The sequence below is a fragment of the Acinetobacter sp. YH12069 genome (assembly GCF_013419675.1).
GTDB lineage: Bacteria > Pseudomonadota > Gammaproteobacteria > Pseudomonadales > Moraxellaceae > Acinetobacter > Acinetobacter amyesii.
Genome location: NZ_VOZS01000006.1, coordinates 151,409 through 178,407 on the forward strand (window position 1 = coordinate 151,409; position 26,999 = coordinate 178,407).

At 42.8% G+C, this 26,999-nt stretch carries 34 protein-coding genes; 24 read left to right on the forward strand and 10 right to left on the reverse strand.

Annotated features, from left to right (window positions below; translation table 11 throughout):
• Nucleotides 1-14: 14 nt before the first annotated feature.
• Both FTU16_RS05740 and FTU16_RS05745 read left to right on the forward strand, forming a co-directional pair.
• Entirely contained in the window at nt 15-620 is a 606-nt protein-coding gene (locus FTU16_RS05740; protein ID WP_180103003.1) for a TIGR00730 family Rossman fold protein, read from the forward strand.
• On the forward strand, nt 620-1,027 hold the full coding sequence (locus FTU16_RS05745) for an NUDIX domain-containing protein (RefSeq protein ID WP_180021593.1): 408 nt from the start codon (nt 620-622) through the stop codon (nt 1,025-1,027). Before FTU16_RS05740 ends, FTU16_RS05745 begins: the two co-directional genes overlap by 1 nt.
• 46 nt (nt 1,028-1,073) lie before the next feature.
• On the opposite strand, the gene FTU16_RS05750 is transcribed toward FTU16_RS05745, so the two are convergent.
• The gene (locus tag FTU16_RS05750; RefSeq protein ID WP_180162886.1) at nt 1,074-1,706 is read right to left on the reverse strand and encodes a ComF family protein; all 633 of its coding nucleotides are present in this window, start codon (nt 1,704-1,706) and stop codon (nt 1,074-1,076) included.
• Between the two features lie 145 nt (nt 1,707-1,851).
• Complete coding sequence (recG, locus tag FTU16_RS05755; RefSeq protein WP_078189293.1) at nt 1,852-3,897, reverse strand: ATP-dependent DNA helicase RecG; 2,046 nt, start codon at nt 3,895-3,897, stop codon at nt 1,852-1,854.
• A 59-nt stretch (nt 3,898-3,956) separates the two neighbouring features.
• On the opposite strand from recG, the gene FTU16_RS05760 reads away from it, so the two are divergent.
• Both FTU16_RS05760 and FTU16_RS16500 read left to right on the forward strand, forming a co-directional pair.
• The gene (locus FTU16_RS05760; RefSeq protein WP_180118479.1) at nt 3,957-4,736 is read left to right on the forward strand and encodes an NAD-dependent epimerase/dehydratase family protein; all 780 of its coding nucleotides are present in this window, start codon (nt 3,957-3,959) and stop codon (nt 4,734-4,736) included.
• Between the two features lie 150 nt (nt 4,737-4,886).
• Nucleotides 4,887-5,213 (forward strand): class I SAM-dependent methyltransferase, encoded by a 327-nt coding sequence (locus tag FTU16_RS16500; RefSeq protein ID WP_257227097.1) that lies wholly within the window; start codon nt 4,887-4,889, stop codon nt 5,211-5,213.
• A gap of 358 nt (nt 5,214-5,571) precedes the next feature.
• Here FTU16_RS16500 and plsB read toward each other — a convergent pair whose 3' ends face one another.
• Nucleotides 5,572-8,145 (reverse strand): glycerol-3-phosphate 1-O-acyltransferase PlsB, encoded by a 2,574-nt coding sequence (gene plsB, locus FTU16_RS05770; protein ID WP_180162887.1) that lies wholly within the window; start codon nt 8,143-8,145, stop codon nt 5,572-5,574.
• Between the two features lie 287 nt (nt 8,146-8,432).
• Between plsB and FTU16_RS05775 the strand changes: the two genes are divergently transcribed.
• Both FTU16_RS05775 and FTU16_RS05780 read left to right on the forward strand, forming a co-directional pair.
• Complete coding sequence (locus tag FTU16_RS05775; RefSeq protein ID WP_078189289.1) at nt 8,433-9,305, forward strand: acyl-CoA thioesterase II; 873 nt, start codon at nt 8,433-8,435, stop codon at nt 9,303-9,305.
• 247 nt (nt 9,306-9,552) lie between these two features.
• Nucleotides 9,553-10,812, forward strand: a complete 1,260-nt coding sequence (locus tag FTU16_RS05780; protein WP_171525930.1) for a dicarboxylate/amino acid:cation symporter — start codon at nt 9,553-9,555, stop codon at nt 10,810-10,812.
• On the opposite strand, the gene FTU16_RS05785 is transcribed toward FTU16_RS05780, so the two are convergent.
• The 7 genes from FTU16_RS05785 to FTU16_RS05815 form a co-directional block, all read right to left on the reverse strand.
• Nucleotides 10,809-11,234: a VOC family protein gene (locus tag FTU16_RS05785; RefSeq protein ID WP_180162888.1), complete on the reverse strand. Its 426-nt coding sequence runs from the start codon at nt 11,232-11,234 to the stop codon at nt 10,809-10,811. The two genes, FTU16_RS05780 and FTU16_RS05785, sit on opposite strands and share 4 nt — an antisense overlap.
• Before the next feature lie 220 nt (nt 11,235-11,454).
• On the reverse strand, nt 11,455-12,399 hold the full coding sequence (locus FTU16_RS05790; protein WP_180162889.1) for a metal-dependent hydrolase: 945 nt from the start codon (nt 12,397-12,399) through the stop codon (nt 11,455-11,457).
• A gap of 157 nt (nt 12,400-12,556) precedes the next feature.
• On the reverse strand, nt 12,557-13,417 hold the full coding sequence (yihA, locus tag FTU16_RS05795) for a ribosome biogenesis GTP-binding protein YihA/YsxC (RefSeq protein WP_180039474.1): 861 nt from the start codon (nt 13,415-13,417) through the stop codon (nt 12,557-12,559).
• An 85-nt stretch (nt 13,418-13,502) separates the two neighbouring features.
• Entirely contained in the window at nt 13,503-13,946 is a 444-nt protein-coding gene (locus FTU16_RS05800) for an Rrf2 family transcriptional regulator (RefSeq protein ID WP_078189285.1), read from the reverse strand.
• 86 nt (nt 13,947-14,032) lie between these two features.
• On the reverse strand, nt 14,033-15,241 hold the full coding sequence (hmpA, locus tag FTU16_RS05805) for an NO-inducible flavohemoprotein (protein ID WP_078192460.1): 1,209 nt from the start codon (nt 15,239-15,241) through the stop codon (nt 14,033-14,035).
• Nucleotides 15,242-15,391: 150 nt separating this feature from the next.
• Nucleotides 15,392-16,975 carry a helicase HerA-like domain-containing protein gene (locus FTU16_RS05810; protein ID WP_180162890.1) on the reverse strand — a complete coding sequence of 528 codons (1,584 nt, stop codon included), beginning with the start codon at nt 16,973-16,975 and terminating at the stop codon, nt 15,392-15,394.
• A gap of 14 nt (nt 16,976-16,989) precedes the next feature.
• Nucleotides 16,990-18,192: a PLP-dependent transferase gene (locus FTU16_RS05815; RefSeq protein ID WP_180049263.1), complete on the reverse strand. Its 1,203-nt coding sequence runs from the start codon at nt 18,190-18,192 to the stop codon at nt 16,990-16,992.
• Nucleotides 18,193-18,350: 158 nt separating this feature from the next.
• Here FTU16_RS05815 and FTU16_RS05820 point away from each other — a divergent pair, with 158 nt between their 5' ends.
• The 18 genes from FTU16_RS05820 to rplF all read left to right on the forward strand — a co-directional run bounded on the left by FTU16_RS05820 (nt 18,351) and on the right by rplF (nt 26,998).
• Nucleotides 18,351-19,088, forward strand: a complete 738-nt coding sequence (locus FTU16_RS05820) for a type 1 glutamine amidotransferase (protein ID WP_180062865.1) — start codon at nt 18,351-18,353, stop codon at nt 19,086-19,088.
• A gap of 267 nt (nt 19,089-19,355) precedes the next feature.
• The gene (gene rpsJ / locus FTU16_RS05825) at nt 19,356-19,667 is read left to right on the forward strand and encodes a 30S ribosomal protein S10 (RefSeq protein WP_000070912.1); all 312 of its coding nucleotides are present in this window, start codon (nt 19,356-19,358) and stop codon (nt 19,665-19,667) included.
• A 60-nt stretch (nt 19,668-19,727) separates the two neighbouring features.
• Complete coding sequence (gene rplC / locus FTU16_RS05830; protein WP_180162891.1) at nt 19,728-20,366, forward strand: 50S ribosomal protein L3; 639 nt, start codon at nt 19,728-19,730, stop codon at nt 20,364-20,366.
• Nucleotides 20,367-20,377: 11 nt separating this feature from the next.
• A complete protein-coding gene (gene rplD / locus FTU16_RS05835) occupies nt 20,378-20,980 on the forward strand; it encodes a 50S ribosomal protein L4 (protein ID WP_078189279.1) in 603 nt (200 codons plus the stop codon).
• Entirely contained in the window at nt 20,977-21,297 is a 321-nt protein-coding gene (gene rplW / locus FTU16_RS05840; RefSeq protein ID WP_005012992.1) for a 50S ribosomal protein L23, read from the forward strand. Before rplD ends, rplW begins: the two co-directional genes overlap by 4 nt.
• An 11-nt stretch (nt 21,298-21,308) precedes the next feature.
• On the forward strand, nt 21,309-22,133 hold the full coding sequence (gene rplB, locus FTU16_RS05845) for a 50S ribosomal protein L2 (RefSeq protein ID WP_078189278.1): 825 nt from the start codon (nt 21,309-21,311) through the stop codon (nt 22,131-22,133).
• Between the two features lie 19 nt (nt 22,134-22,152).
• Complete coding sequence (gene rpsS / locus FTU16_RS05850; RefSeq protein WP_004281508.1) at nt 22,153-22,428, forward strand: 30S ribosomal protein S19; 276 nt, start codon at nt 22,153-22,155, stop codon at nt 22,426-22,428.
• Nucleotides 22,429-22,439: 11 nt separating this feature from the next.
• Nucleotides 22,440-22,769, forward strand: a complete 330-nt coding sequence (rplV, locus tag FTU16_RS05855; RefSeq protein WP_035265103.1) for a 50S ribosomal protein L22 — start codon at nt 22,440-22,442, stop codon at nt 22,767-22,769.
• Between the two features lies 1 nt (nt 22,770).
• Nucleotides 22,771-23,523 carry a 30S ribosomal protein S3 gene (gene rpsC / locus FTU16_RS05860; protein ID WP_078189277.1) on the forward strand — a complete coding sequence of 251 codons (753 nt, stop codon included), beginning with the start codon at nt 22,771-22,773 and terminating at the stop codon, nt 23,521-23,523.
• Nucleotides 23,524-23,526: 3 nt separating this feature from the next.
• Nucleotides 23,527-23,940 carry a 50S ribosomal protein L16 gene (rplP, locus tag FTU16_RS05865; RefSeq protein WP_068909575.1) on the forward strand — a complete coding sequence of 138 codons (414 nt, stop codon included), beginning with the start codon at nt 23,527-23,529 and terminating at the stop codon, nt 23,938-23,940.
• The gene (gene rpmC, locus FTU16_RS05870; protein ID WP_005012982.1) at nt 23,940-24,137 is read left to right on the forward strand and encodes a 50S ribosomal protein L29; all 198 of its coding nucleotides are present in this window, start codon (nt 23,940-23,942) and stop codon (nt 24,135-24,137) included. The genes rplP and rpmC overlap by 1 nt, the downstream gene beginning before the upstream one ends.
• Entirely contained in the window at nt 24,134-24,391 is a 258-nt protein-coding gene (rpsQ, locus tag FTU16_RS05875; RefSeq protein WP_078189275.1) for a 30S ribosomal protein S17, read from the forward strand. The genes rpmC and rpsQ overlap by 4 nt, the downstream gene beginning before the upstream one ends.
• 89 nt (nt 24,392-24,480) lie before the next feature.
• Nucleotides 24,481-24,849 carry a 50S ribosomal protein L14 gene (gene rplN / locus FTU16_RS05880; protein WP_005012978.1) on the forward strand — a complete coding sequence of 123 codons (369 nt, stop codon included), beginning with the start codon at nt 24,481-24,483 and terminating at the stop codon, nt 24,847-24,849.
• 9 nt (nt 24,850-24,858) lie between these two features.
• Nucleotides 24,859-25,176, forward strand: coding sequence for a 50S ribosomal protein L24 (rplX, locus tag FTU16_RS05885; RefSeq protein WP_078189274.1), 318 nt, complete (start codon nt 24,859-24,861; stop codon nt 25,174-25,176).
• Nucleotides 25,177-25,191: 15 nt separating this feature from the next.
• Nucleotides 25,192-25,728 carry a 50S ribosomal protein L5 gene (rplE, locus tag FTU16_RS05890; RefSeq protein WP_067762907.1) on the forward strand — a complete coding sequence of 179 codons (537 nt, stop codon included), beginning with the start codon at nt 25,192-25,194 and terminating at the stop codon, nt 25,726-25,728.
• Nucleotides 25,729-25,737: 9 nt separating this feature from the next.
• Nucleotides 25,738-26,043 carry a 30S ribosomal protein S14 gene (rpsN, locus tag FTU16_RS05895; protein WP_067762906.1) on the forward strand — a complete coding sequence of 102 codons (306 nt, stop codon included), beginning with the start codon at nt 25,738-25,740 and terminating at the stop codon, nt 26,041-26,043.
• Nucleotides 26,044-26,055: 12 nt separating this feature from the next.
• Complete coding sequence (gene rpsH, locus FTU16_RS05900) at nt 26,056-26,451, forward strand: 30S ribosomal protein S8 (protein ID WP_078189273.1); 396 nt, start codon at nt 26,056-26,058, stop codon at nt 26,449-26,451.
• Nucleotides 26,452-26,464: 13 nt separating this feature from the next.
• Entirely contained in the window at nt 26,465-26,998 is a 534-nt protein-coding gene (rplF, locus tag FTU16_RS05905) for a 50S ribosomal protein L6 (RefSeq protein WP_078189272.1), read from the forward strand.
• Nucleotide 26,999: the final 1 nt, after the last annotated feature.

Consider the following 26,999-nt stretch of genomic DNA (forward strand, 5'->3'; position numbering starts at 1 on the left):
GATGGGGATTATAAATGAAATCTATCGCAATTTTCTGTGGTTCCGCCCTTGGTAACAATCCAGCCTATTTACAGGTGGCTGAAAAAGTCGGTCGTCATTTGGCGGCACAAGGCATCACACTGGTCTATGGTGGTGGTCGTTCAGGTTTGATGGGGGTTGTGGCAGATAGTGCTTTGCGTGCAGGCGGGCAAGTCATTGGGGTGATTCCAAAAGTCCTGGTCGATAAAGAATTGGCGCATCCAGATTTAACCGAATTGCATGTAGTAGAAAATATGCAACAACGGAAAACTAAAATGTCTGAACTCTCGGATGGTTTTGTGGCGATTCCAGGTGGAGCAGGCACCTTAGAGGAAATTTTTGAGCAGTGGACGTGGGCTCAATTGGGCATTCATTTAAAGCCATGTGCCTTTCTCAATGTAGATGGTTTTTATGACGATTTATTGAATTTTCTGAAAACTACCGCAGAAAAAGGCTTTACCCATCCACGTTTTATCGAAGGCTTAATTGCAGAAGATAATATTGAAACGATTGTTGAGCAGTTTCAACATTTCACTGCGCCAGAGCCGAAATGGGGCATGGTTGAACGTACAGCCTTTATCGCGGATTTGGAACAAGATTGATGAAAACTATTACTGTAGCCGCAGCAATTATTCTAAATGAACAGCATGAACTTTTAGTGGTTCGTAAAAAACACACGGCATTCTTTATGCAAGTGGGTGGTAAGTTAGAACCCAATGAAGCCCCTGAAATCACCATGCTGCGTGAAATTCAGGAAGAAATAGGCTGCGCTGCGCAGATTGAGCAATTCATTGGTCGTTTTGAAACGGCCGCTGCGAACGAAGCAGATCATCTACTGGTGAGTTATGTCTATCTTGTTCAGTTGCAAGGTGAACCGAAAATTGATGCGGAAATTGCAGCGATGCAATGGGTCAGCTTGGATGATACACAAACAAAACTTGCACCTTTAACACGTGAGGTGGTGATTCCTTGGGTGAAGCAGCAGGCGCGATCTCTTGCTGAAAGCTAAACCGCTTCGCTTGCTCAGTTTCTTTATTAGTGGTTGATGTTTGAAACTAAGACTGTGCCGCAGCAATGCATGCGGCATATACCTGCGTGCAATGTAGCTGATGTAACAGCGTACTTAATGCATGGATTGAACTCCCCGTGGTCACCACATCATCGATGATGAGGACTTTGCGGAAACGGCGTTTTTCGGTTGGGTCGATAATAAATTGCTGTTCGATATTTTCTAGTCGTTCTAGCCGACTTAAACCTTTTTGAGCGTGCTGTGCTTGACGAATCACGGGTTGCCAAACAGGGATGCGCAATTGCTTTGCCATCATCTGTGCAACGAGTAGCATTTGGTTGTACCCACGGTCTTTGAGGCGTTCTACTGAAATAGGCATCGGCACGATGGCTTGAACTCTAGCTAAGCGCATGCTTAAAAGGCTCTGTGCCAGTAAATTTTGATAGTGCAATTGTTGCTCATACTTATAGCTTTGGATGATGCGATCTATTGGAAAATCATAGTGAAAGGCACAAGAGATGCTGTGTTCATGGCGATTAACCATTTTTTTAAACCAAGGCAGTTGTTCCCAGCAGTCAGTACAAAGCGAATGATGTTGTTGTCGATCGATACCACAGAGCAGGCAAGGGGAAACGCTCTGCATTCCTTTTCGGATGAAATGTTGGATGGATTGGAGCATGTTTTTATTCTAATCATTCTTTTTTGAGTATTTTGCACAGATTGCTGTGAAGTGCAATCACGACACTACAGCAATCTGTTCGACAAGCTTACTGGTTAAAGCCAATCTGTATTTTTAGGATGATCGCTCCATTACGTTCTCCTAATTATACATAGGCATAACGGGGTGCTTCAGGCAGCCATCGTTTTAAAAGCGCTTGAGCCTGTGCAGGATAGTCATTCAGGACTTGTTGAGCCACATAGTGAGCCTGATTGAGTAAATGGTCATCTCGCTCTAATTTTGCTACACGAAAGCCCATGTCGCCCGTTTGTTTAGTGCCGAGGAGCTCACCGGGGCCGCGAATTTCCAAATCTTTTTCAGCAATAATAAAGCCGTCATTGGTCTCGCGCATAATGCGTAAACGCTCTTGCCCATTTTGCGACAAGGGATTTTTATACAGCAAGGCACAGAAACTGGCTTTGGCACCACGCCCTACACGACCACGTAGCTGATGTAGTTGTGAAAGCCCTAGGCGTTCTGCATTTTCAATCACCATGATTGAGGCATTTGGGACGTCAACACCGACTTCAATCACTGTGGTTGCAATCAGTAATTGCAATTCATTATTTTTAAATTGCTGCATCACTGCTTGCTTTTCATCGGCCTTCATTTTGCCGTGAACAAGGCCAATATTGAGGTCTGGAAAGCGTTCTTTAATTTCATTAAAAGTCGCTTCAGCGGCCTGAGCATCTAAGGTTTCGGATTGTTCCACTAAGGTACAGACCCAATAGGCTTGTTTACCTTCAGCACAATTGCTGGCAATCCGCTGTAGTACTTCTTCACGACGGTCAAGTGGAATAGTGACTGTTTGAATCGGTGTACGACCGGGTGGCAGTTCATCAATCACTGAGGTATCTAAATCGCCATAAGCCGACATCGCCAAAGTACGAGGAATAGGGGTTGCTGTCATCACCAGTTGATGCGGTGTCATGCCATTTAGACCTTTGTTTCGAAGTGCTAAACGCTGATCGACACCAAAACGGTGTTGTTCATCAATAATCACTAAACCTAATTTGGCAAATTGAACATTGTCTTGAAATAAAGCATGTGTGCCGACCACTAAATTGGCGGAGCCATCTTGAATACTTTGTTCTGCCGCAGCTCGAGCTTTACCTTTTTGTTTGCCTGAAAGCCAAGACACGGTCAGACCCATCGGCTCAAACCATTTTTTGAAATTTAGATAATGTTGTTCGGCCAAAATTTCTGTCGGCGCCATCATGGCCACTTGCCAACCTTCCTCAAGCGCATGACAGGCTGCAACGCCTGCAACCAAGGTTTTACCTGCACCTACATCGCCTTGTACGAGTCGTAGCATAGGTTTGTTCTTTTTCAGATCGACCGCAATTTCTTTGGACACGCGTTTTTGTGCGCCGGTCATTTCAAACGGTAGTGTACTTAAAAGCTGTTTGGTGAAGTTCTTACTTGCAGAGAATGACGGTGCTTCGATTTGTTGAATATAAGCACGGCGGCTGAGCAAACTGACCTGATGGGCAACCAATTCTTCGAAAATTAAACGTTGCTGTGCAGGATGAGAACCTTGGCTGAGTTGCAACATATTGGCATCGACAGGGGGGTGATGAATATAGTCCAGTGCTTGTTTTAGGGCATAGCCATTGGTGAATTTTTCTGGCAATAATTCAGGTAAGTCATCACTATATAACTGTAGTGCTTGTTTGACGTATTCACGCAGTTTGGGCTGTGTTAAGCCTTCAGTTGCAGGGTAAATCGCAGTGAGTTGGGTTTGAGGTAAAGGCGTGTGTTCAGTAATCACCTGTAGTTCAGGATGATACATTTCTAAGCCACGAGCACCAACACGGACTTCACCAAAAATCCGTAAACGATTTCCCGGTTTTACCCGATCAGTAATGCCTTTGTAGATATGGTAAAAACGTAAAGTGACTTTGCCACAATCGTCATCCAAAAGGGCGGCCATCGATTTACGCTTACCGGGTGGGAAGTCGATACTTTTGACTGTACCTTCCAGTAAATAACTTCGACCCACGGTCAATTGGTTCATGGGGATGATCGTGCTACGATCTTCATAGTCGCGTGGCAGATGAAACAAAAGATCATCTGTCGTGAAAATATTTAGTTTTTCAAGTAAAGCAGCGGCGGCATTGCCAACCCCTTGCAATTGATGGACGGCAGCCATGTCCCCTCAACTTCGGTTTATATGATCTAAATGGATCAGTTCTGAGAATAGGTCGTTTGATGCATATTCTATTTATCGGTTATGGTAAAACATCGCAACGTGTTGCTAAACAATTATTTCAGCAAGGTCACCAAATTACCACAGTGAGTCGTAGTGCGAAAGAGGATGATTTTGCAGAACATTTAATCCAAGATGTTCACCAACTGGATTTGTCGCAGGTTCAACCGATTGATGTAGTCTATGTTCTTTTGGCTCCTGCACGTCATGCTCAACTCAATGCTGTGGATGCTTACCGACACACTTATGTCGATTCTGTACAGCCGATTGTTCAAGCATTAGCACATCATCCAATACAACGTTTAATCGTGGTGTCTTCCACTCGTGTCTATGGTGAACATGCGGGGGAGCGGATTGATGATGACACTGTGCCACATCCGATCGATGAGCAGGGCATGTTGTTACTGGAAATGGAGCATCGCTACACACAAGCATTTCCTAACGAATGCGTGATCGTACGTCCATCTGGAATTTATGGCACATCGACAACACGAATGCAGAAACTGGCAGAAACGACTCATCGCTATCCCAATATTCATTGGTCAAATCGAATACATATCGATGATTTGGCAAAATTTCTGTGTCATCTACTTCACGTGGAACATCCTGAAAAATCATATATTTGTACTGATAATAAACCTCAACCTTTGCATGAGCGAATCTTGGAATTGCAAAGAGCTATGCATTTACCCGAATTGGTTTTAGAGAGTGAAGTAGAAACAGGGAAAAAGATTTATGCAACGCGGATGATGGAGAGTGGTTTTAAGTTAGCGCACGATTGATTGTGATGTGTATGTAAAATTGGCGTGACGTATAAAATTCAGAGCAGCTTTGTGAGTATTAAAAGAAATTCTATAAATGAATAAGATAGGTCTTTTACAACATGTATTGTTCAAATTTTAGAATGGATCTCAAAGGATAAAATTTAAATAATGACAAAATCATTTGCTGAACTTACTCAGAATCTACCCCATAGACCGATTCTGGAAAAAGCTTTGAGTTATTTTGAAAATTTACCAAAGATCGCGATTGATTGTGGTTGTGGTGCAGGAAATGAATCATCATTTCTACTCCGTCATAATTTTAAAGTATATGCATTTGATCCAACTGTTGAAGCTAAAAATATCTGTCTAAGTAAATTTAAAGACAATAAGAATTTTTTATTTTCTAATCAGGCCTTTGAAGACTATAGCTTTCCTAAAGCTAGTTTAATTATTGCTTTATTCAGTTTATTTTTTTTGTTCTATGGATTCGCTTGAAAGTGTTTTAAAGAAAATGCAGGAATTCTTAAGTTAGCAAGGCATTTTACTCATACAACTGTTAGGAAAAGATGATGATTGGGTAAATAATTTTTCTGAAAAGTTTATAGGTTTTGAACAGGAAGAGCTTAAACAATTGTTTGATGCGGACTTTGATATTATTTATATCGATGAATTTAAAGGCAATAAACCGCTAGCCAATGGAACTCCAAAATTTTGGCATGTACATACCTTAATTTAAAAAAAGAAAATATTAAATACTTTTGTATAGTCCAAAAAACAGAGACAAGCCTTTTACAACTTGTCCCTGATTTTGCTCATATTCTTCCGCTTTTATGGCGAAAAAAATCAGAACGGTTTATTTCTTCTTACGTTTCAAGCGTTTTTTGGCTTGTTCCGCAGCCACTTTATCCAGTGCTTCTTTTAACTCTTCATCACTAAAGGTCGTAATGTGCTGCAACATTTGCAGTGTCACATCATCCAAAACGAGGTTGGCATATTGCGCAACATTTTGGAAATTTTCATCAAACACAATGGCATTGTTTTCATTGGTGCTGATATAACCTTGTTGGGTTAAGACTTTAATAAAGCTTTGGAATAAGGCCTTATCAAAGAACTCTGGCGAGTTAAATTCATACAGCACAGACAGACGTTGACCAACCAAGTGACTGAGTTCTTCAACCTGACGCGTCGAGATATTGCCTGAACCACGTTGTGTGATTAAGGCCAAAGTCATGTAGTAACGCTCAAGACTTTGCATCACGGGTGCAGCTAAGACCACTAACTGATTGTGCTGCTCTGAGTTAGGCGCAGGGGAGATCAGGTTGCCTTCTGCATCTTCAGAAATTAGCTTGGCTTTGATCAGTACTTCTGCATACGCACAGATCTGATCTTTAAGTTCTTCATCATTCCATTTAAGGAACAACTCAGCTTTTAAGAACGGATACAGTGTACGAATGACATTAATCAAATCACCACGGCGAATATAACCATTATGTTCAACCAAAGCGGCAATCAATGATGGCAAAATAAATGCATGTAGGATGTTGTTACGGAAGTAGGTTAATAGCACCGCTTGATTATCAGCAATGGCAATAATATCGCCAAGGACATGATTAACACGTTTAATCAGCTTGAGTTTCAAGCCATAAGCAATGATTTCTTTACCCGATAGCGGTGTCACTTGCATGCGTTCATCGTAAGGTAAGGCATTTAAAAGATCGCGATAGGTATCTAACTGCTTAATGCAAATCTCTTCATCTAAAGTATGTTTAGATGTCGCCAATAAAATCAGTGAAAGCAATGAAACCGGGTTCACCACTGCTGCACGGTTAATATTTTCTAAAATCACGTGTGCAGAACTGTTAATGGCATCCGAAACCTCTGGCGGAATTGGGTCGTCATTTTTCTCGATTTTGATGTTGCTTGCATTATGCTGTTTCAACATATCATCAAGGAAAACCGGCTCACCAAAGTTCAAATGCACTTTACCGAAAATACGTTCGATCTTACGCAGAGTTTTCATAATCCCAATGATCGATTCGCCTTCTTTCGGCTTACCATTCATTTCGCCAACGTAGGTCGCACCTTCCATTAAACGCTCATAGCCGATATAGGTCGGTAAGAACACGATCGGTTTGGCTGGATTACGTAAATGACCATGGACAGTCATGGCGAGCATGCCAGTCTTCGGTGGTAATAAACGACCAGTACGTGAACGACCCCCTTCGATGAAGTATTCAAGTGGTGTATTACGCGCCAAAATACTATAGAGGTATTCTTTAAATACAGTGGTGTAGAGACCATTGCCACGGAATGAGCGACGAATAAAGAACGCACCGCCACCACGTAAAATTTGTCCTACAAATGGCATGTTCAAGTTATCGCCCGCAGCAATGTACGGCACCATTAAGCCACGCTTATAGATCACATATGACAATAATAAATAGTCGATATGACTACGATGGCATGGGGTGTAAATGATCTCGTAGTCTTTGGCCAGTTCACGAACGGTACTGAAGTTATGCACTTCGACGCCATCATAAAGCTGTGTCCACAGACGAGTCAGTGCTAAGTCAGCAAAACGTACTGTTGATGCAGAATAGTCAGAAACGATTTCATTTAAATAACCAATCGCACGACGTTCAGCTTCAACCATACTGATTTTACTGCGAATGCTTTCACGACGAATCGCATCTTGCACATCCGTAGATTTGATCAGGCCGTGCATCACATTACGACGGTCAGATAAATCCGGCCCCAAAACCACTTCACGCTGTGCATCTAAATAATCATTCAGTGTGCTGACAATATAAGTCGCAGGTGACAGGTTCGGATGTGTAGTTTTGGCATATTCAACCAAACGACGCAAAGACTGTGGCTCATGGAATTCGAGGTACGATTGACGACCGTGCAAACCAATATTCACCAACTGCTTCACTTTGCTTGGTGTAGACCAGGTATCGGTAAATAATAATTTAAACCAAGAGTCTTCTTTATCGGGTTCACGGCCCCACAGCACGGTTACAGGAACGAGCTCAACATCCGCATCAGGATTTTTTTCCAAAACCTCAATTAAACGTAATAAACGAGGTGGAAAGGCATGTGGCGGTGGATTGAGTAAGTTGTCTTCATCATGATGTTGTAAAAACACCACAGAGGCTTTTTCTGTTTGCGTACCCACAGTCATTGGGTCGAGTGCAGGGTGTAGCTTTAAACGACGGGTTTCACCATCGACAATTAAAGCATTACTCCGTGAATGATTTTGCAGAACGTAGCAGGTAATTTTCGTTGTCTGTACGCCGGTATCTGTATCGGTTTCAGTCACTACAGGTTCTACAGGGACTTCACCTAAAACATGCGGTGTTACCACAAGGTCAAGCAGTTTACTCGAAAGCTTTCGATACATCTGACCAAAGCCGCTCTTGGACATACAAACTCCTACTTTTCATGACCAAACCACAGAGATTCTGAGGGGAATCTATTCTGCGTAATTGTACTTAAAAACTGTATGTCATTTTCTGACAAATTGCATAGATATTGTAAGATTTTATCGTTAAAAAACGTATTTTTAGCAGTTATATTGCATCAGCAAGGTGACAGATCAGTCAGCGAATCTTTAGGGTTTTAGTCTGGATTTATGGCAAAATGGAAAATATATTTAAACATCTGTTGATGTTGCCTGCGTTAGCTTAATCCCGAATGATAGATAGGTTTGTTATGAATGCCTTAACACAAGAGTTGGTTGATTTACTCAGCCTTGAAAAATTAGAAGAAAATATTTTTCGTGGGCAAAGCCGAAATTTGGTCGGGAAACGTGTCTTTGGTGGACAGGTTTTAGGTCAGGCGCTACGTGCGGCATCTTATACGACAGATCGACCTGCTCATTCTTTACATGCCTATTTCTTATTTGGCGGTGATATCAATGCACCAATCATTTATGAAGTGGATCGTATTCGCGATGGACGCAGTTTTGTGAGTCGTCAGGTTCGTGCGATTCAACATGGTAAAACCATTTTTATGTGTATGGTGTCATTTGCAGAGCAAGAAGAAGGGTTGAACTACCAAGTTGCAGAGCCAGAATATCCAGCCGTCGAAGATTTAAAATCTGAAGCTGAGTTGAAACGAATGATGGTGGAGTTTGTCCCTGAAAACGTCCGCGCATCTTTTATGCGCGACCGTCATGTGGAAATTCGCCCGATTGATCCACAAAACCCGTACCAACCGCAGCCTGCTGCGCCATCGTATGCACACTATATTCGTACCCATGACAAAATTGCTGCTGACGTTGATGACATCTCTTTACATCAGGCTATTGCGGCATTCTATTCAGACTTTACGCTGATGACGACTGCACTTCGTCCACATGGTTTAAGTTATTTATCACCTAGTTTGCAGTGTGCGAGTATTGATCATGCCATGTATTTCCATAAGCCATTCCGTGTGGATGAATGGATGCTTTATGATATGGATGCCACCGTCAGTGCTAGTTCACGTGGTCTAAATTTCGGTCGCATGTGGCAAAACGGTGAGTTGGTCTGTAGTACGACACAAGAAGGCTTGATTCGTTTACGTGAAATTGAAACCCAATAAGCTTTGAGCAATATGTGTTAATAGTAAAAGTTGAATACTGAAAAAACCGAATCTTCTGATTCGGTTTTTTATCTCCGTCAATTTGGGGTTATGCAACTACTCACGGAATCGAGTTATCTTATTAGGGTGCAGTACTAATTGAATTGGGTTGAATACATGCTTTGCAGAATTGTAGCAGTTCATGTGACAAAAAATTCCTCGATTCTCAATGGGTCGCATGGCATAGTGCCTGAATAAAGGATGATAAATGCAAGGCACAATGAGCTTAAATACGCAGATTTTAATTGCCGCAATATTGGGTGTGGCATTTGGCTTTTTATTAATTCAGTTTCCAGAGACGCAGTTTTTATCCGCCAGCCTGTATGGCCTGGGGATTGCCAGTAGTATTTTTATTGGCTTGCTGAAAATGATCTTGGTTCCGCTGATCTTTAGTTCGATTGTGGTGGGGGTATCGAATTTACAAGCGGGTGGTCAGCTGAGTCGTACGTGGAAAATTACCTTAGCTTGCTGTGTCACCACCACGACTTTGGCACTGATCTTGGGTCTAGCATGTGCGCATATTTTTAAAGTTGGGCAGGGCGTGGACATCGTCATGTTCCAAGATGCAATGCAACAACATCAGAGTCCTGACACCCTCACAGCAGGTTCATTCTTTACCAATTTTATTCAAAATACACTGATCAATCCGTTTAAAGCCTTTAGTGATGGCAACGTACTCGCAGTCGTGGTGTTTTCACTATTTCTAGGTGTGGCCTTGGTCAAAGGCGGTGAAAAGTTCCGAAGCGTGAGAAAGCTCAGTCAGCAATTTTTCGACATCATGATGATGATCATCGGCTGGGTGATGAAGCTTGCACCGATTGGTATTTTTGCATTATTGGCTAAATTGATTGCTACCGAAGATATTTCGGTGTTGAGTCGCCTCGCGGAGTTTGCTGCCGTAGTCACAGGGACCACGATTTTCCATGGGGCAGTGGTGTTACCTCTGTTGCTTTGGATTTTTGGGAAAATGAGTCCACTGACATTTTTTAGAGGAACACGAGCTGCCTTAATCACTGCTTTTGCAACCAGTTCAAGTTCAGCAACGATGCCACTGTCGATGAAATGTGCGCAGGAAAATTTAGGCGTACGTCCTCAAACAGCAGGTTTTGTGATTCCATTGGGCACACAGTTAAATATGGATGGTACAGCGTTGTATGAAGCTGCTGCTGCGTTATTTATTGCTAACTTGATGGGCTTAGATTTAACCTTGGGTCAGCAGTTAATTGTCTGTGCAACCGCCATGATTGCGTCACTCGGCGCACCGGGCATTCCAAGTGCTGGAATGGTGACGATGATTATGGTTTTACAATCGGTTGGGCTTCCTGCAGAAGCCATTGCGATATTGCTGCCGATCGATCGTCTATTGGATACGGTACGGACTGTGGTGAACGTACAGGGCGATATGATGATTAGTGTGGTGGTTGATCGTCATACGCGAGATGTAGATGAACCAGCGTTGTCGAATTAAATAGATAAAGCACTAAAATGTGGGTTGTAGACGATCTCCCACAGATGCCCATCTAAGTCTTGAAAATAGCCTGCATAACCACCGTAAAACGTGGGCAGTGCGGGTTTAATTGTTTTTGCACCTGCGCGTTGGGCTTGTTTCATGATTTGATCGACGGCTGCAGGACTGTTGACGTTATGTCCGAGAGACATTTGAGTTGGACAAAATGCTGAAGTGCTGAGTCCGGTGTCATGACTAAGGCTATCTTGTGGCCAGAGTACGAGCTTTAAACCGTGTTGTAAATCAAAAAATGCCACAGCGCCATGTTCAAACTCAGTCCCAATAATCCCTGCGCTATTTAGACCTAAACCCTCCTGATAAAACGCGAATGCAGCATGTAAATCTTTCACGGCCAGTGTAATGACGGAGATGTGAGCGTGCATGGAGATGCTCCTGAATGGCTTATTTTTATTTTAGGATGAGACTGAGTATAAATACATTTTAAAGAGAATAGGGAACTCGGAATAACTGTACTTTAAACCTCGAACTTATGACCTTTTCCATCTTGAGTGTGTTGATTGCTCAATAAAAAACGGAGCGTAATGGATGTGAGCACAAAAAAAGCAGGGCGAACCCTGCTTAATACAGATTTTAAAGTGGTGTTTAAGCGACTTTCAGTGCGGCACGTTTTGTAGCAGGAGAGTTGTCGAGGTATGCAATCGCATCTTCCGTTTTTGCTTCATGCACAGGATCGTACCAAGGCATTAAATACCCCAATTGCTGCGACACTAACCAAAGTGGATGTGGCAATAATCGATTATCTTTTTGCGCGATACGCGCCCATTCACGCCAAATCCACGGTTTATATACGGCAGGTTTAATCGATGCATAGCGCGAGTCTTGCTGCATGATATGTGCTGCACCATCGACCCATAGACCAAGTACGGCTGCAATTACGATCACACTTTGATAATAGCGAGAAATATAGCCCCCACCGAGATGACGATACAAATCAAAGGCCACGGTACGATGCTCTATTTCTTCTGCACCATGCCATTTTACTAGATCGAGCATATTCGGATCGGCACCGAGGCGTTCCCACTCTTTATTATATAAAGCATATTTGCCTAGTACACAGGTCATGTGTTCAACCGTTGCAATCACCCCTAAACGAAAGAGATCCCATTGATGATCTAAAGCTTTGGGTACGTTGAGCCCTAAAGGTTGGTCTGCAAGCAGTTTGCCAAAGAGAAAATCCATGATTTCAAGGTTGCGTTGAATACTGATATTGCGCTGAGACAGATATTCTTTATTGGCAGAGTTATGCGCCTGAGCATGCATAGCTTCTTGGCGGATAAATGCTTTAACGTCCTCGGCTAGTTTTTCATCTCTAATTTGTGGCAATACTTTGTTATACAGACGGCAAAACCAAAACTCACCAGCCGGTAAGATCATGTTAATTTCATTAATAAAATAGCTGACAAAAGCTTGGTTGGGCACCCAGTCAACTTGGGTATCTTGCCACTCAAATTTCACTTTACGTGGTTTAATTTTATATTCGATTGATGATCCAAGTTTTGTGTTTTTCAAGCGGGAGAGTAATTTCATGACCTATCCTTGTTTTTATGTGATCGAGTGCACATCTGATGTATTCAGTATCCAAAAAAAATCCTGCATTGTGATTAGCAATACAGGACATTTCATTATCTTCAGAAGATACTTTTTGTCAGACAATCATTCTTGCGCTGACTTTAAAATTACTCGATTAGTGGTCTGAATTTTTGCCTTCAGTTTGGGGTAAGTCTTCAGATGTAGTGTGGAAGTCATCGAATGCTTCCGCGTCTGCATCGATTTCAATATCATCTTCTGATGCTTCAGGGATGCTGTCGAGATCAAACTCTGTCGATTGTTCTAGAGTGAAGTTGAGACGACCCGCCATGACACTCGCTAATTCTTCTAAACCTTGTTTATTCAATGATGAGAACAATTGGATAGAGAAGTTTAGCTTCATTTTTTTCAATGCTGCTTTCACTTCTTGTAGTGCTTTAGAGGCTGGGCCACGGTTTAATTTATCTGATTTGGTCAGGAGTACATGTACGAACAATTTACGTGAATGTGCCCATTCCAACATCATGACGTCAAAGTGTTGTAGTGGATGACGGATATCCATCAACAGCACAAGACCTTGTAAACTTTCACGGTGTATCAGATAGTTTTCTAACTCTTTTTGCCACACGATTTTCATCGCTTCAGGTACAGCGGCATAGCCATAACCCGGTAAGTCGACCAAACGTTGATCAGGATTTCCTAAACTGAAAAAGTTGATCATTTGGGTCCGACCCGGTTTTTTCGACGCACGAGCCAATTGTTTTTGGTTGGTGAGCGCATTAATGGCACTCGACTTACCCGCATTGGAGCGACCTGCAAAGGCAATTTCATAGCCGGTATCTTCAACGCAGAGGTTGAGTTTAGGCGCACTCATTAAGAACTCAGCTTTGCGTAGCCAGTTGAGCGAGCGCACAGCATATTCAGTAATCGCAGAGTCTACTTTTTTCTCATAAGTAATCTTTTGCTTCGGCGCATTGGCCGCTTTACTGTTTCGTGATTTTCCTCTGTGCTGATGCATAACCCAACTTCAATAACTGATTTAACAACACGCATTATAAAGGAAGTCGGGCAGGCAAGCGAATTTTGTCGCAGGCAAAGTGAAATTAGAGATTGATCATTTGAATTGGAGATTGTGTTGTAAATTTAGATGCGCTGCTTGGTTGTAAAACATCGGCAAGTTTGTACTGATCGAGACTTTGATAAAACTGTTCTAAAGCTTGGTCTAAAATGCTTTTTAAACCACATTGACTGCGCAGTACGCAAGGTGGGTCATTGCATTCTACAATCTGGTGATTGCCTTGCAAAATCCGTACGATTTGACCGAGCTGAGCGTCAAGTGCTTCAGGGTTTAGGCGAATGCCGCCACCTTTGCCGCGGCTGGTGATTAACCAGTTTTGCTTTGCCATAAAATGCACAATTTTCACCAAGTGATTACGCGAAACGTGCAGGTCTTCTGCAATTTCAGCAATGTTATAAGGCACATCACGAGGACGTGCGATATAGAGCAAAATGCGTAATGCATAATCGGTGAATTTATTGAGTTGCATGATAATACTGTGAGTCTGAGAGAAATAAATAAGGGCTAGTCTAGCATAACTAAACTAACCCTTTGTATTTCAGGTGAATAGCTTAGTTAGTGTTTTACACCACCAGTGCCGAAAGCTTCGCTGTGAATATTGCTAGCAGGAATACCACGAGCAATTAAAGCTTTCTGTTGTTCAGCCATAAATGGCATTGGACCGCAAAGATAATAATCCGCATTGATCGGTAACAGTGCAGTATCCATGCTGCCTAAGTCTAGACGACCAGCAGCATCATAATCTTCACCTAATTTATCATTAGCATGAGGGAACTCATAGGCTGTAAAGGTGCTAAGACGTGGGTATTTTGCTTCCAAATCCTGAATGTGTTTATGCATTGCATGCACTTGTTTGCTACGGCAGGCATGGATAAAGGTTACAGGTTGTGGCATGTCTAAAGTCACCAACTGATTCAGCATCGCAATCATTGGTGTTAGACCTACACCACCACTGATAAAGACATTGCGTTTTTGTGAATCAATCAGGAAGAAATTACCTGTTGGTGCAGACACTTCGATTTCTGAACCGATCTCCAAGCCATGCAGTGTATTCGATACCCAACCTGGAACCAAGTCACCTTTCTGATCTTCACGTTTTACAGAGATACGTAAGTAGTTGTCTTGCGGGCTGGTCGACAGTGTATATTGACGTGGCTGTTTTAGACCCAGCTCATCGACCAATACACGTACAGAGATGTACTGACCTGCTTCATATTTTGGTAAATCACCACCATCAGAAGGCTCAAGGTAGAATGAGGTGATTTCATCACTTTCAGCCACTTTTTTCGCGATTTTGAAATTACGCCAACCTAACCAACTGCCTTTAGTTTGCTGATGTTGCTCATAAATCGCTTTTTCAGTGCTGATAAACAAGTCTGCCAATTGTCCATATGCTGCTGCCCAAGCGGCAATCAGTGGATCTTCCATTGAAATGCTTAATACTTCACTGATCGAGTGCAGCAAATTTTCGCCGACAATATTATAGTCTGGCGCTTGAATGTTAAGACTCACATGTTTATGCGCAATTAATTCTACAACTGGTAAAAGTACAGATGGGTCCTCAATATTTTCAGCATAAGCCAATACAGCACCCGCCAAGGCTTGTGCCTGAGCACCACTGCGCTGATGTCCCATGTTAAAGGTTTCTTTGAGGTCAGGGTTATTGCCCAACATACGGTTATAGAAGTAACCAGTCAGCGCGACACCATTTTCACGTAGAACAGGAACAGTTGCTTTTACTAGGTCAATTTGCTGCGGAGTCATAGCTGATCTCTCATGGCTGTTATTTATTAGATGTATTTAAAATACATTTTTAAATACATCCGCGCAATACATGTTTTAGTAAAAACCATAAAAAAATTATGGAATATAAAAAGATTCCATAAATTTGTACTTTTTAATTGGGCTTTTAGATTATTTCTTGCCGAAGATAGAACCTAAGAGGCCACGGATAATTTTCTGACCTGTCGACCCACCCAAGCTGCGTGCTGCACTTTTTGCAAAAGTTCCTACCGTGTCTTGAATCAGTTTTTCACGTTGTTTGGCTGAGCGCTCAGCGTCTTTTTGTTGTTCGCGCGCAAGGCGTTCTTGTTCACGCGCTTGCTGTTTGGCGAGTGCATCTGCTTCTTTGGCTTGTTGTTTGGCCAACGCTTCTTGTTCTTTGGCTTCTATTTTATCTTGTTCCGCTTGGACGGCTTGTTGTTGGCGCTCCGCCACTTTATTTTGTAAAAGTTCATAGGCACTTTCACGATCTGCTTCGGTGTCATACACACCTGCGACAACGCTATTTGCCATCAGAGCTTTGCGTTCTTCTACAGCAATTGGGCTAAATGAAGAGTAGGGTGGCATCACCCAAGCACGTTCAACAATTTGAGGTGTGCCTTGTTCATCTAGACAGCTGATCAGTGCTTCACCTACAGCCAGTTCCGTAATCACTTGATCGACTTTAAACGCAGGATTGGCTCGGAAAGTATCTGCTGCCGTCTTAACAGCTTTCTGATCTTTGGGGGTAAATGCACGTAGCGCATGTTGAACACGGTTACCCAGTTGTCCTAAAACACTCTCAGGTAGGTCAAGTGGATTTTGCGTTACAAAGTAAATGCCGACCCCTTTAGAGCGAATCAGACGAACCACTTGTTCAATCTTTTCTTGTAAAGCAGGGCTGGCATTATCAAACAATAAATGTGCTTCATCAAAGAAGAACACCAGTTTGGGTTTATCCATATCTCCAACTTCGGGCAATTGTTCAAACAGTTCTGACAGCATCCAAAGTAAAAAAGTCGCATAGAGCTTAGGGGTATTCATTAACTTGTCGGCGGCGAGCAGGTTGATGTTGCCACGACCTTGTGCATCCGTTTGAATGAAATCCATGATATTGAGCGCAGGCTCACCAAAAAACTTGTCACCACCTTGATCGGCCAATGCAAGCAAATTACGTTGAATTGCACCTAAACTTGCAGGCGATAAATTGCCATATTCATTTTTAAATTCAGCTGCATGTTCACTGACGTAGCTAATCATGGCTTTTAAGTCTTTAAAGTCGATGAGCAATAAGCCCTGATCATCGGCAATACGAAAGACCGCAGATAACACGCCTTCTTGCGTGTCGTTTAAATTCAGAATTCGGGCAAGGAGAAGTGGACCAATTTCAGAAATGGTGGTGCGAATGGGATGTCCTTGTTCACCAAACAAATCCCAAAACACCACAGGGGAGGCAGCAAAAGGAATGCTCCCGATATTTAAACTTTTAATTCGTTCGTCAAACTTAGGATTGTTTTCACCTGCTTTGGCAAGGCTAGAAACATCCCCTTTGGCATCGGCTAAAAATACGGGTACACCCAGCCGAGAAAAACTTTCTGCCAACACCTTCAACGTCACCGTCTTACCAGTACCTGTAGCCCCAGCAATCAAACCATGGCGGTTTGCAAATTGTGAATGAAGCACCACATCTTGTGTGGTGTCTTGTGTCTTTTTGCCAATAATAATTGGTGTACCCATAGATGTTCCTGTATTTATTCGAGTTGCTGTTTATTTAAATGTTGTAGTGCGTTTTCTATATCTTGTATTAAATCTGCAGGATGTTCTAGTCCTATACAAAAGCGAACCAGTAAGCCGGTTTGAATATGTGAATGTTCGAGTACACGCATATCTTTTAAGTTATATAGCATGACTAAACTGACTGGGCCACCCCAGCTAAAACCGAGCTTAAAGAGTTTCAGCGCATCGCAAAAGCGGCGTACATCTTGCAAACTATATTTTTCATTAAATATCACGCTGACCAAACCGGCACTGTGTTGTTCTGTACAAATTTCTTTCCAATACTGATGTCCTGCGGAAGCTTCATCAGCAGGATGTAAAACCTGTACAAAGGCTGGCTGTTGTTTTAGCCAATTTAATAAAGTTAAAGCACTTTGTGACTGGTGTTCATAGCGCAGGCGCATAGAAGCCAGACTGCGTTGTATTTGCGCGGCATCATCACCAGAGATGCTAATGCCTTGAATGGCGTGCGCACGAAACAGTTTGTGATGAAGCTTTTTATCTCGTGTAATTACCGAACCCATCAAAATATCCCCGCCGCCACTTGGGTATTTGGTCAAGGCATGCACACTGATATCGACACCCAGGTGCTCAGCACTAAAATCAAAAGCATTAAAGGCAAGTCCTGCGCCCCACGTATTGTCCAGTGCAGTGAGAATGTTCTGCGCTTGAGCTTTTTTGACCAAGCCGACTAAATCTGGAAACTCTAAAGTGACAGAACCCGCCGCTTCTAACCAGATAAGCTTGGCTTGCGCTGAAGGGCTAAATGAATCGACATCAATAGGGTTATAAACCTTGACCACGATGCTATAGCGGGTTTCTAAATTGCGTAAATGGTCCATATTTGGGCCATAGATATTATCTGCGACCCACACTTCATCCCCTTGACTTAAAAAACATGAATTGACCAAATTAATTGCAGATAAACCGCTTGGTGCGAGTAAGTGATACAAGCCACCTTCAATCTGAGCAATCTGATCGCCTAGGGTAAATGTAGTGGGTGTGCCATGTGTTCCATAGCTATAGTCATAATCATCAGTCCAATGGCGATTAAATAGCGCATCTGTATTTTCGAAAATTATAGTGGATGCACGAAACAGGGGAGGTTGAACACTATTGATGTATTGCGGTGCCTTTCTTGGTGCATGAATGAGTTCGGTTTGAGGATTCTTTTTCACGTGGCGCTCTGAAATGATCAAAATAATAATGAATGTTCAAAAGAATACGACTAAAACGCATGGATTTACGATGCTTTTGTATAGAAAATTAAGTGAAAAGCAAAGTTGGCTTCATTCTTGCAAAACCGATAACAGAGCAACAACAATAGGTTTAGCGCATGAAGTCGCATTTAAAAGTACATTATTTTCAGCATATTGCTGGTGAAGGGTTCGGCAGTTGTTATGAATTTTTAAAACAGCATCAGGCCAAAATTACGGCCACAGAATTCTTTGCATTACCTGTCGATCAAGCCTTAGATCTCGAGGCTTTGCCGCATGTTGAAGATGTCGATTTACTTATCATTATGGGTGGAACCATGAGCGTAAATGATGAGGCAAATTTCCCATGGTTAAAAATAGAAAAGCGTTGGCTGCGACGCTATTTAGCCCTCGGTAAACCCGCAATCGGGCTTTGTTTAGGTGGGCAATTGATTGCCAATGCCTTGGGTGGGGCGGTGAGTCGAAATGTACAACAAGAATTGGGGTGGACGACCATCCGTAAGGTCGATAACGTACCGCATGACTGTTTCAAACTACCGAAAGAGTTTAAAGTCATGCAGTGGCACAGTGAAACATTTGAAATTCCCAAAGGAGCGGTATTACTGGCGGAAAATGATGCATGTCGTAATCAAATGTATCAAATCGGACAAAATGTTTTGGGCTTCCAATTTCATCCTGAAATTACCCCAGAAGTACTCGATTTATTTTTGGAAAATGATGAAGAAGTGGCATTTTTTTCAGGAACACATGTACAGCCAGTACATGATCTACGGAAAAGCGCAAAAAACAAATTTATTGAGGGAAATCAAATACTAAACCAAGCAATAGAGTATGTATTAAGAAAAAATGCCTATTGATTAAAAGTTAAGCAATTGATCTTTCATAAAAAATGAAAAATATAAGAAAAACAGCAAAAGAGATTTGCTTATGCATTAAACAATAGCTATAATGGGCGACCCTTTGATGAAGGGGGTTAGCTACGAATAAAGTAGTTAACATCGTGACAGTCGCGGCATCGATCGTGACCTTAGTGATATTTCACTGCTCTTGACACTTGCCTTAAAATAGTGGGGTGAGATGCGTCAAGAGTGATTCTTTATATATTTGGCTTGGAGTTAACTGGTATGTCTAACCAGAGAATTCGTATCCGTCTTAAGTCTTTTGATCACCGTCTTATTGATCAATCAGCTCAAGAAATCGTAGAAACAGCAAAACGTACTGGCGCACAAGTTTGTGGTCCAATTCCAATGCCTACACGCATTGAACGTTTTAACGTTTTAACATCACCACACGTTAACAAAGATGCGCGTGACCAATACGAGATCCGCACTTACAAACGTTTGATCGACATCGTTCAACCTACAGACAAAACTGTAGATGCATTGATGAAGTTAGATCTTGCAGCTGGTGTTGATGTTCAGATCGCATTGGGTTAAGGCTTTCGGGTTAATTAACGCTCTAAGTTAATTAGGCCGCTTTTTTAGAGGTTTATGCACATGGCTATTGGTTTAGTCGGTCGCAAGTGCGGTATGACACGTATCTTTACAGATGCTGGTGTTTCTGTGCCTGTTACAGTGATTGAGGTTGATCCTAACCGCATCACTCAAATCAAAACGCTTGAAACTGATGGTTATCAAGCGATTCAAATCACTACTGGTGAACGTCGCGAATCTCGCGTAACTAACGCTCAGAAAGGTCACTTCGCGAAAGCTGGTGTTGCTGCTGGTCGTCTGGTTCAAGAATTCCGCGTTTCAGAAGCTGAGCTTGAAGGTCGTGAAGTTGGCGCTACTATCGGTGTAGATCTGTTCACAGTGGGTCAAATTGTTGACGTAACTGGTACATCTAAAGGTAAAGGTTTCCAAGGTGGTGTTAAGCGTTGGAACTTCCGTACTCAAGACGCTACACATGGTAACTCTGTATCTCACCGTGTTATCGGTTCTACAGGTCAAAACCAGACTCCTGGTCGCGTGTTCAAAGGCAAAAAAATGCCTGGTCACTTAGGTGCTGAACGTGTAACTACACAGGGTCTTGAAATCGTTGCTATCGACGCAGAACGTTCAGTTCTAGTTGTTAAAGGTGCGGTTCCTGGTGCTACTGGTGGCGACGTTACTGTTCGTCCTACTATCAAGGCCTGAGGGGAAATAACGTGAATTTAAATACTGTTTCCGGCTCTGCTGTTGAGTTATCTGAAGTTGCGTTTGGTCGTGATTTTAACGAAGCTCTTGTACACCAAGTTGTTACAGCTTACTTAGCTGGTGGTCGTCAAGGTTCTAAAGCGCAAAAATCACGTGCTGACGTTTCTGGCGGTGGTAAAAAACCTTTCCGTCAAAAAGGTACTGGCCGCGCTCGTGCTGGTTCTATTCGTAGCCCAATCTGGGTTGGCGGTGGTAAAACTTTTGCTGCTCGTCCACAAGACTGGTCTCAAAAAGTAAACCGTAAAATGTATCGCGGTGCTATGCAATGCATCCTGGCTGAGCTTGTTCGTCAAGATCGCCTTGTTTTAGTTGAAGAGATTGCTGTTGCAGCTCCAAAAACTAAAGAATTGCTTGCAAAACTTAACGACTTGAATGCACCTCGTGCATTAATCGTTACAGATGCTGTTGATGAGAACTTGTATCTTGCTGCTCGCAACATTCCACACGTTGATGTGGTTGATGCTGCTGCAATCGATCCTGTTAGCTTGATCGCGTTCGATAAAGTTGTTATGTCTGTTGCTGCTGCTAAGAAAATTGAGGTAGAACTCGGATGAACAACGAACGTATCTATCAAGTCCTACAAGGACCTGTATTCTCAGAAAAAGCACAAGTTTTAGGCGAAACTGCTGGTGTTCAAGTGTTCAAAGTTGCACTAGATGCAAACAAACTTGAAATCAAAAAAGCTGTTGAGCAACTATTTGGTGTTCAAGTTGTTAAAGTTAACACAACGATCACTAAAGGTAAGACTAAACGCTTTGGTAAAACATTAGGACGTCGTTCTGATGTTAAAAAAGCATACGTCACCCTGAAAGCTGGCCAAGATGTTGAAATGGCTGACTTGGGCGATACCGCTGAAAACGCAGCGGAATAAGGACGAAAATTATGCCGATTCAAAAATGTAAGCCAACGTCTCCAGGACGTCGCTTTGTAGAGAAAGTGGTTCATAACCACCTTCACAAAGGCGCGCCATATGCTCCGTTGGTTGAAGCTAAAAAACGTACTGGCGGTCGTAATAACAACGGTCACATTACTACTCGTCACGTTGGTGGTGGTCATAAACAGCACTACCGTATCGTAGACTTCAAACGTAACAAAGACAGCATCCCTGCTGTAGTTGAGCGTATTGAATACGATCCAAACCGTACAGCTCATATTGCTTTATTGAAATATGCTGACGGTGAACGTCGCTATATTATTGCACCTAAAGGCCTTCGCGCTGGTGATCAAGTTCAATCTGGTAACGATGCTCCAATCCGTCCAGGTAACTGCTTGCCACTTCGCAACATGCCTATCGGTTCTACTCTTCACAACATCGAGCTTAAAATCGGTAAAGGCGCACAATTAGTACGTTCTGCTGGTACATCTGCTCAATTGTTGGGTCGTGACGGTTCTTACGCTATCATTCGTCTTCGTTCAGGCGAAATGCGTAAAGTACACGTTGAATGCCGTGCTGTGTTAGGTGAAGTTTCTAACTCAGAAAGCAACCTTCGTTCACTTGGTAAAGCAGGTGCATCACGCTGGCGTGGCGTTCGTCCTACCGTACGTGGTATGGCGATGAACCCAGTAGACCATCCACATGGTGGTGGTGAAGGACGTAACAAAGGTATTCAACCTGTAAGTCCATGGGGTCAAAAAGCTAAAGGGTACAAAACACGTACCAACAAGCGTACGACTAAGATGATCATTCGCGACCGTCGCGTTAAGTAACAAGTAAAGGAATCTGACAATGCCTCGTTCTCTGAAAAAAGGCCCATTCGTCGATGCGCACTTGTTCGCTAAGGTTGAAGCGGCTATCGCGGCTAATAACCGTAAGCCGATCAAAACTTGGTCGCGTCGTTCGATGATCTTACCGGATTTTGTTGGTCTAACAATTTCTGTACACAATGGCCGTAACCATGTTCCAGTGATTGTATCTGAGCATATGGTTGGTCATAAATTAGGTGAATTCGCGCCAACTCGTACCTATCGTGGTCACGGTGTTGACAAGAAGTCTAAACGTTAATAGGTGCTATGATGGAAGTAACTGCTAAATTACGCGGTGCCGCTATCTCGGCACAAAAAGCACGTTTGGTTGCAGACCTAATTCGCGGCAAATCTGTTGCGCATGCTTTGAATATCTTAAACTTCAGCAACAAAAAAGCTGCAGTTTTAGTTAAAAAAGCATTGGAATCTGCGATTGCAAACGCTGAACACAATAACAGTTTAGATGTAGACGACCTTAAAGTTTCTACGATCTACGTTGATGAAGGCATGAGCCTGAAACGTATTTTGCCACGTGCTAAAGGCCGTGCAGATCGTATTACTAAGCGTACTTGTCACATTACCGTTAAGGTAGGGGTTTGATATGGGTCAGAAGGTTCATCCAATCGGTATCCGCCTAGGTGTTGTGAAACGTCATAACGCTAACTGGTATGCGAATCCGAAACAATATGCTGAATATTTGCTAAAAGATCTTCAAGTTCGTGAGTTTTTAACTAAAAAACTTAAGAATGCGATGGTGAGCAATATTCTTATCGAACGCCCTACAGGCGCAGCTAAAGTAACTATTAGCACTGCACGTCCTGGTATCGTGATCGGTAAAAAAGGCGAAGACATTGAGAAATTACAACGCGAATTAACAGCCATTATGGGTGTTCCTGCGCAAGTAAGTATCAACGAAATCGATCGCCCAGATTTAGACGCTCGTTTAGTTGCTGAAGCAATCGCTTCTCAATTAGAAAAACGTGTAATGTTCCGTCGTGCTATGAAGCGTGCGGTTCAAAACTCTATGCGTGCTGGTGCTAAAGGTATCAAAGTGGAAGTTTCAGGCCGTCTAGGTGGTGCTGAGATTGCTCGTACTGAATGGTATCGTGAAGGTCGTGTACCTCTTCATACTCTTCGTGCTGACATCGACTATGCTACTATGCGTGCTGAGACTACTTACGGTACGATCGGCGTTAAAGTATGGATCTTCCGTGGTGAGATCTTGGGCGGCATGAAACAAGTCATGAACCCAGCTCCAGCTGAAGAACGTCCAGCTAAACGTGGCCGTGGTCGTGGTGAAGGTCAAGAGCGTCGTGGTCGTCGCAATGATCGTTCTGCTGAAAAAGGAGAATAATCCATGTTACAACCTAAACGTACTAAATTCCGTAAAGTGCAAAAAGGCCGTAACACTGGTCTAGCACATCGCGGTAGCTCGGTATCTTTTGGTACTATTGCACTTAAATCAGTTGAACGTGGTCAAATGACAGCACGTCAAATTGAAGCAGCGCGTCGTACAATCAGCCGTCGTATTAAACGTGGTGGTAAGATCTTTATCCGTGTTTTCCCAGACAAACCAATTACTGAAAAACCATTAGAAGTTCGTATGGGTAAAGGTAAAGGTTCTGTGGAATACTGGGTTTGCCAAATCAAACCAGGTAAAGTCTTGTACGAAATTGATGGTGTTAACGAAGAACTTGCTCGCGAAGCATTTACGCTTGCTGCTGCAAAACTTCCGTTTAAAACCACTATCGTGACTCGGACGGTAATGTAATGAAAACTAATGATCTACGTGAAAAGTCGGTAGAAGAGTTGACAGCTTTGCTTGATGAGCAACAGCTTAACCAATTCCGTCTTCGTATGGCGAAAGCAACTGGTCAATTGGGTAAATCGCACGAAGTTGCGCTTACTCGTAAAACTATTGCTCGTATTAAGACCCTCCTTACCGAAAAACAGGGGAACGGACAATGAGTGAACAAACAGTTCGCACGTTAACCGGTAAAGTAGTTAGCGACAAGATGGACAAGTCTATCGTTGTTCTTATCGAACGCCGCGTTCAACACCCGTTGTATGGCAAATCAATCCGCCGTTCAACTAAATTACACGCTCATGATGAAAACAATGTTGCTAAAGTTGGTGACGTAGTAAGCATCAAAGAAAGCCGCCCAATTTCTAAAACTAAGTCTTGGACTTTAGTTGAAGTTGTTGAAGCAGCTGCTGAGTAATTAAACGTTCTTGCATCATCGGTCAATTTCGAGTACTCTTTGAGCCTTTCGAAATTGCGACCGGTGATGCTCGGTTTTGGAGTAGGGCAATGATTCAAACCGAAAGTATGCTAGACGTAGCAGACAACAGTGGTGCTCGCCGCGTACAATGTATTAAAGTACTTGGTGGTTCACATCGTCGTTATGCTTCTGTTGGCGACATTATTAAAGTTACTGTAAAAGAAGCTATTCCACGCGCACGTGTTAAAAAAGGTGACGTGATGAATGCTGTAGTTGTACGTACAAAATTCGGCATCCGTCGTGCAGATGGTTCAGTTATTCGTTTCGACGATAACGCAGCTGTTATTTTGAACAACAACAAAGCGCCGATTGCAACTCGTATTTTCGGACCAGTGACTCGTGAACTTCGTACTGAACAGTTCATGAAAATTATTTCATTGGCTCCTGAAGTTCTATAAGAGGCACTCATGGCTAAGATTAAAAAGGGCGATCAAGTAATTGTGATCGCAGGTAAAGAAAAAGGCAAACAAGGTACTGTTTTGTCTGTTTCAAATGACCGTGTTAAGGTTGAAGGCCTTAACTTGGTAACGAAGCATCAAAAGCCTAACCGAGCTACTGGCGCTGAAGGCGGCATCGTAACTCAAGAAGCTGAGCTTCATATCTCTAACGTGGCAATTTTTAATGCTACAACCCAAAAGGCTGACCGTGTTGGTTACCAAGTGATTGAAGGCGTGAAAACTCGCGTATTCAAATCTAATGGTGAATCAGTGGCGGTAGCGAAGTAATAGGTTGACTAGGCAATGGCCAGACTTAAAACGCGTTACAACGACGAACTTAAGGCTCAATTAAAAGAAACATTGGGCGTTAAGAATGTGATGGATATTCCTCGCATTACAAAAATCACCATCAACATGGGTGTTGGTGCTGCATCAGCTGACAAGAAATTGTTAGATGGCGCTCTTTCTGATATGCAAGCAATTGCTGGTCAAAAACCAGTACTTACTTTAGCTCGTAAATCTATCGCTGGTTTCAAAATCCGTGATGGTTGGCCGATCGGCTGTAAAGTTACTTTACGCGGCGAACGTATGTACGAATTCTTAGACCGTTTGATCTCTATCGCGATCCCTCGTATCCGTGACTTCCGTGGTTTCTCTGCGAAATCATTCGATGGTCGTGGTAACTACTCAATGGGTCTTAAGGAACAAATCATGTTCCCTGAAATCGATTTTGATAAGATTGATCGTATTCGTGGTATGGACATTACCATCACTACGACTGCTCGCACCGATGACGAAGGCCGTGCGCTTATGCGTGCATTCGGCTTCCCGTTCAAATAAGAGGTCGATATGGCTAAGAAAGGTATGATTAATCGCGAATTGAAACGCGAAGCTACTGTTGCTAAATACGCTGCGAAACGTGCTGAATTAAAAGCAATTATCGCAAACGTTAATGCATCAGACGAAGAACGTTTCGAAGCGATGATGAAATTTCAAGCATTACCACGTAATGCGTCTCCAGTACGTCTACGTAACCGTTGTGGTTTAACTGGTCGTCCTCATGGTTACTTCCGTAAGTTCGGCTTAAGCCGTAACAAATTACGTGAAACAGTAATGCAAGGTGATGTACCGGGCGTTGTTAAGGCAAGCTGGTAAGGAGCACTATAAATGAGTATGCAAGATACCGTTGCCGACATGCTAACACGTGTTCGTAACGCACAAATGGCAAAGAAACAAACTGTTTCTATGCCAAACTCAAAGTTGAAAGTTGCGATTGCTAACGTACTTCAACAAGAAGGTTATATCGCTGATGTAGCTGTTGCTGACAATGAAGGCAAAGCGACTTTAACGATTACTTTAAAATATTTCGAAGGCAAACCAGTTATCGATACTGTGAAACGCGTAAGCCGTCCTGGTCTACGTCAATATCGCGGTAAAGATGCACTTCCTAGCGTTAAGCAAGGTTTAGGTATTGCAATTGTTTCTACAAGCAAAGGCATCATGACTGATCGCGCTGCACGTGCTGCAGGTATCGGTGGTGAAGTTATTGCTTTTGTTTCTTAATAGGTGATTCCTCATGTCTCGTGTGGCTAAAGCCCCAGTAACTGTACCTAACGGTGTTACAGTTACTCAGAACGGCCGGCAGGTCGAAGTGAAAGGCAGCAAAGGTACATTGTCTTTCAACCTGCATGCGCTGGTCGAGCTAAAACAGGAAGACGGTACTCTAGTTATTGCTCCTAAAGCTGAATCTAAAGATGCTTGGATGCAAGCTGGTACTGCTCGCGCTGTGCTTAACAACCTTGTAAAAGGTGTTAACGAAGGTTTCGAACGTAAGTTACAGCTTATCGGTGTTGGTTATAAAGCTGCGGTTAAAGGTAACATTGTTAACCTTAACCTTGGTTTCTCTCACCCGATCGACTACAACCTTCCTGAAGGTGTAACTGCAGAAACTCCTACTGCAACTGAAATTGTACTTAAATCTGCTGATAAAGCTAAATTAGGTCAAGTTGCTGCAGAAATCCGTGGTTACCGTCCGCCAGAGCCTTATAAAGGTAAAGGTGTTCGTTATTCTGACGAAGTTGTACTTCGTAAAGAAGCTAAGAAGAAATAAG

What these genes read in the sequence shown, in the direction of transcription:
- FTU16_RS16500 (WP_257227097.1), top strand. Translation starts at nt 4,887, where the DNA reads ATGACAAAATCATTTGCTGAACTTACTCAGAATCTACCCCATAGACCG.
- FTU16_RS05740 (WP_180103003.1), top strand. Translation starts at nt 15, where the DNA reads ATGAAATCTATCGCAATTTTCTGTGGTTCCGCCCTTGGTAACAATCCA.
- rplV (WP_035265103.1), top strand. Translation starts at nt 22,440, where the DNA reads ATGGAAGTAACTGCTAAATTACGCGGTGCCGCTATCTCGGCACAAAAA.
- FTU16_RS05750 (WP_180162886.1), bottom strand. Translation starts at nt 1,706, where the DNA reads ATGCTCCAATCCATCCAACATTTCATCCGAAAAGGAATGCAGAGCGTT.
- hmpA (WP_078192460.1), bottom strand. Translation starts at nt 15,241, where the DNA reads ATGACTCCGCAGCAAATTGACCTAGTAAAAGCAACTGTTCCTGTTCTA.
- plsB (WP_180162887.1), bottom strand. Translation starts at nt 8,145, where the DNA reads ATGTCCAAGAGCGGCTTTGGTCAGATGTATCGAAAGCTTTCGAGTAAA.
- rpmC (WP_005012982.1), top strand. Translation starts at nt 23,940, where the DNA reads ATGAAAACTAATGATCTACGTGAAAAGTCGGTAGAAGAGTTGACAGCT.
- rplX (WP_078189274.1), top strand. Translation starts at nt 24,859, where the DNA reads ATGGCTAAGATTAAAAAGGGCGATCAAGTAATTGTGATCGCAGGTAAA.
- rpsH (WP_078189273.1), top strand. Translation starts at nt 26,056, where the DNA reads ATGAGTATGCAAGATACCGTTGCCGACATGCTAACACGTGTTCGTAAC.
- rplN (WP_005012978.1), top strand. Translation starts at nt 24,481, where the DNA reads ATGATTCAAACCGAAAGTATGCTAGACGTAGCAGACAACAGTGGTGCT.
- recG (WP_078189293.1), bottom strand. Translation starts at nt 3,897, where the DNA reads ATGGCTGCCGTCCATCAATTGCAAGGGGTTGGCAATGCCGCCGCTGCT.
- FTU16_RS05790 (WP_180162889.1), bottom strand. Translation starts at nt 12,399, where the DNA reads ATGAAATTACTCTCCCGCTTGAAAAACACAAAACTTGGATCATCAATC.
- FTU16_RS05785 (WP_180162888.1), bottom strand. Translation starts at nt 11,234, where the DNA reads ATGCACGCTCACATCTCCGTCATTACACTGGCCGTGAAAGATTTACAT.
- rplB (WP_078189278.1), top strand. Translation starts at nt 21,309, where the DNA reads ATGCCGATTCAAAAATGTAAGCCAACGTCTCCAGGACGTCGCTTTGTA.
- FTU16_RS05820 (WP_180062865.1), top strand. Translation starts at nt 18,351, where the DNA reads ATGAAGTCGCATTTAAAAGTACATTATTTTCAGCATATTGCTGGTGAA.
- rplE (WP_067762907.1), top strand. Translation starts at nt 25,192, where the DNA reads ATGGCCAGACTTAAAACGCGTTACAACGACGAACTTAAGGCTCAATTA.
- rplC (WP_180162891.1), top strand. Translation starts at nt 19,728, where the DNA reads ATGGCTATTGGTTTAGTCGGTCGCAAGTGCGGTATGACACGTATCTTT.
- rplW (WP_005012992.1), top strand. Translation starts at nt 20,977, where the DNA reads ATGAACAACGAACGTATCTATCAAGTCCTACAAGGACCTGTATTCTCA.
- rpsC (WP_078189277.1), top strand. Translation starts at nt 22,771, where the DNA reads ATGGGTCAGAAGGTTCATCCAATCGGTATCCGCCTAGGTGTTGTGAAA.
- FTU16_RS05760 (WP_180118479.1), top strand. Translation starts at nt 3,957, where the DNA reads ATGCATATTCTATTTATCGGTTATGGTAAAACATCGCAACGTGTTGCT.
- FTU16_RS05800 (WP_078189285.1), bottom strand. Translation starts at nt 13,946, where the DNA reads ATGCAACTCAATAAATTCACCGATTATGCATTACGCATTTTGCTCTAT.
- rpsQ (WP_078189275.1), top strand. Translation starts at nt 24,134, where the DNA reads ATGAGTGAACAAACAGTTCGCACGTTAACCGGTAAAGTAGTTAGCGAC.
- FTU16_RS05775 (WP_078189289.1), top strand. Translation starts at nt 8,433, where the DNA reads ATGAATGCCTTAACACAAGAGTTGGTTGATTTACTCAGCCTTGAAAAA.
- FTU16_RS05780 (WP_171525930.1), top strand. Translation starts at nt 9,553, where the DNA reads ATGCAAGGCACAATGAGCTTAAATACGCAGATTTTAATTGCCGCAATA.
- rpsS (WP_004281508.1), top strand. Translation starts at nt 22,153, where the DNA reads ATGCCTCGTTCTCTGAAAAAAGGCCCATTCGTCGATGCGCACTTGTTC.
- rpsJ (WP_000070912.1), top strand. Translation starts at nt 19,356, where the DNA reads ATGTCTAACCAGAGAATTCGTATCCGTCTTAAGTCTTTTGATCACCGT.
- rpsN (WP_067762906.1), top strand. Translation starts at nt 25,738, where the DNA reads ATGGCTAAGAAAGGTATGATTAATCGCGAATTGAAACGCGAAGCTACT.
- FTU16_RS05810 (WP_180162890.1), bottom strand. Translation starts at nt 16,975, where the DNA reads ATGGGTACACCAATTATTATTGGCAAAAAGACACAAGACACCACACAA.
- FTU16_RS05745 (WP_180021593.1), top strand. Translation starts at nt 620, where the DNA reads ATGAAAACTATTACTGTAGCCGCAGCAATTATTCTAAATGAACAGCAT.
- rplP (WP_068909575.1), top strand. Translation starts at nt 23,527, where the DNA reads ATGTTACAACCTAAACGTACTAAATTCCGTAAAGTGCAAAAAGGCCGT.
- yihA (WP_180039474.1), bottom strand. Translation starts at nt 13,417, where the DNA reads ATGCATCAGCACAGAGGAAAATCACGAAACAGTAAAGCGGCCAATGCG.
- rplF (WP_078189272.1), top strand. Translation starts at nt 26,465, where the DNA reads ATGTCTCGTGTGGCTAAAGCCCCAGTAACTGTACCTAACGGTGTTACA.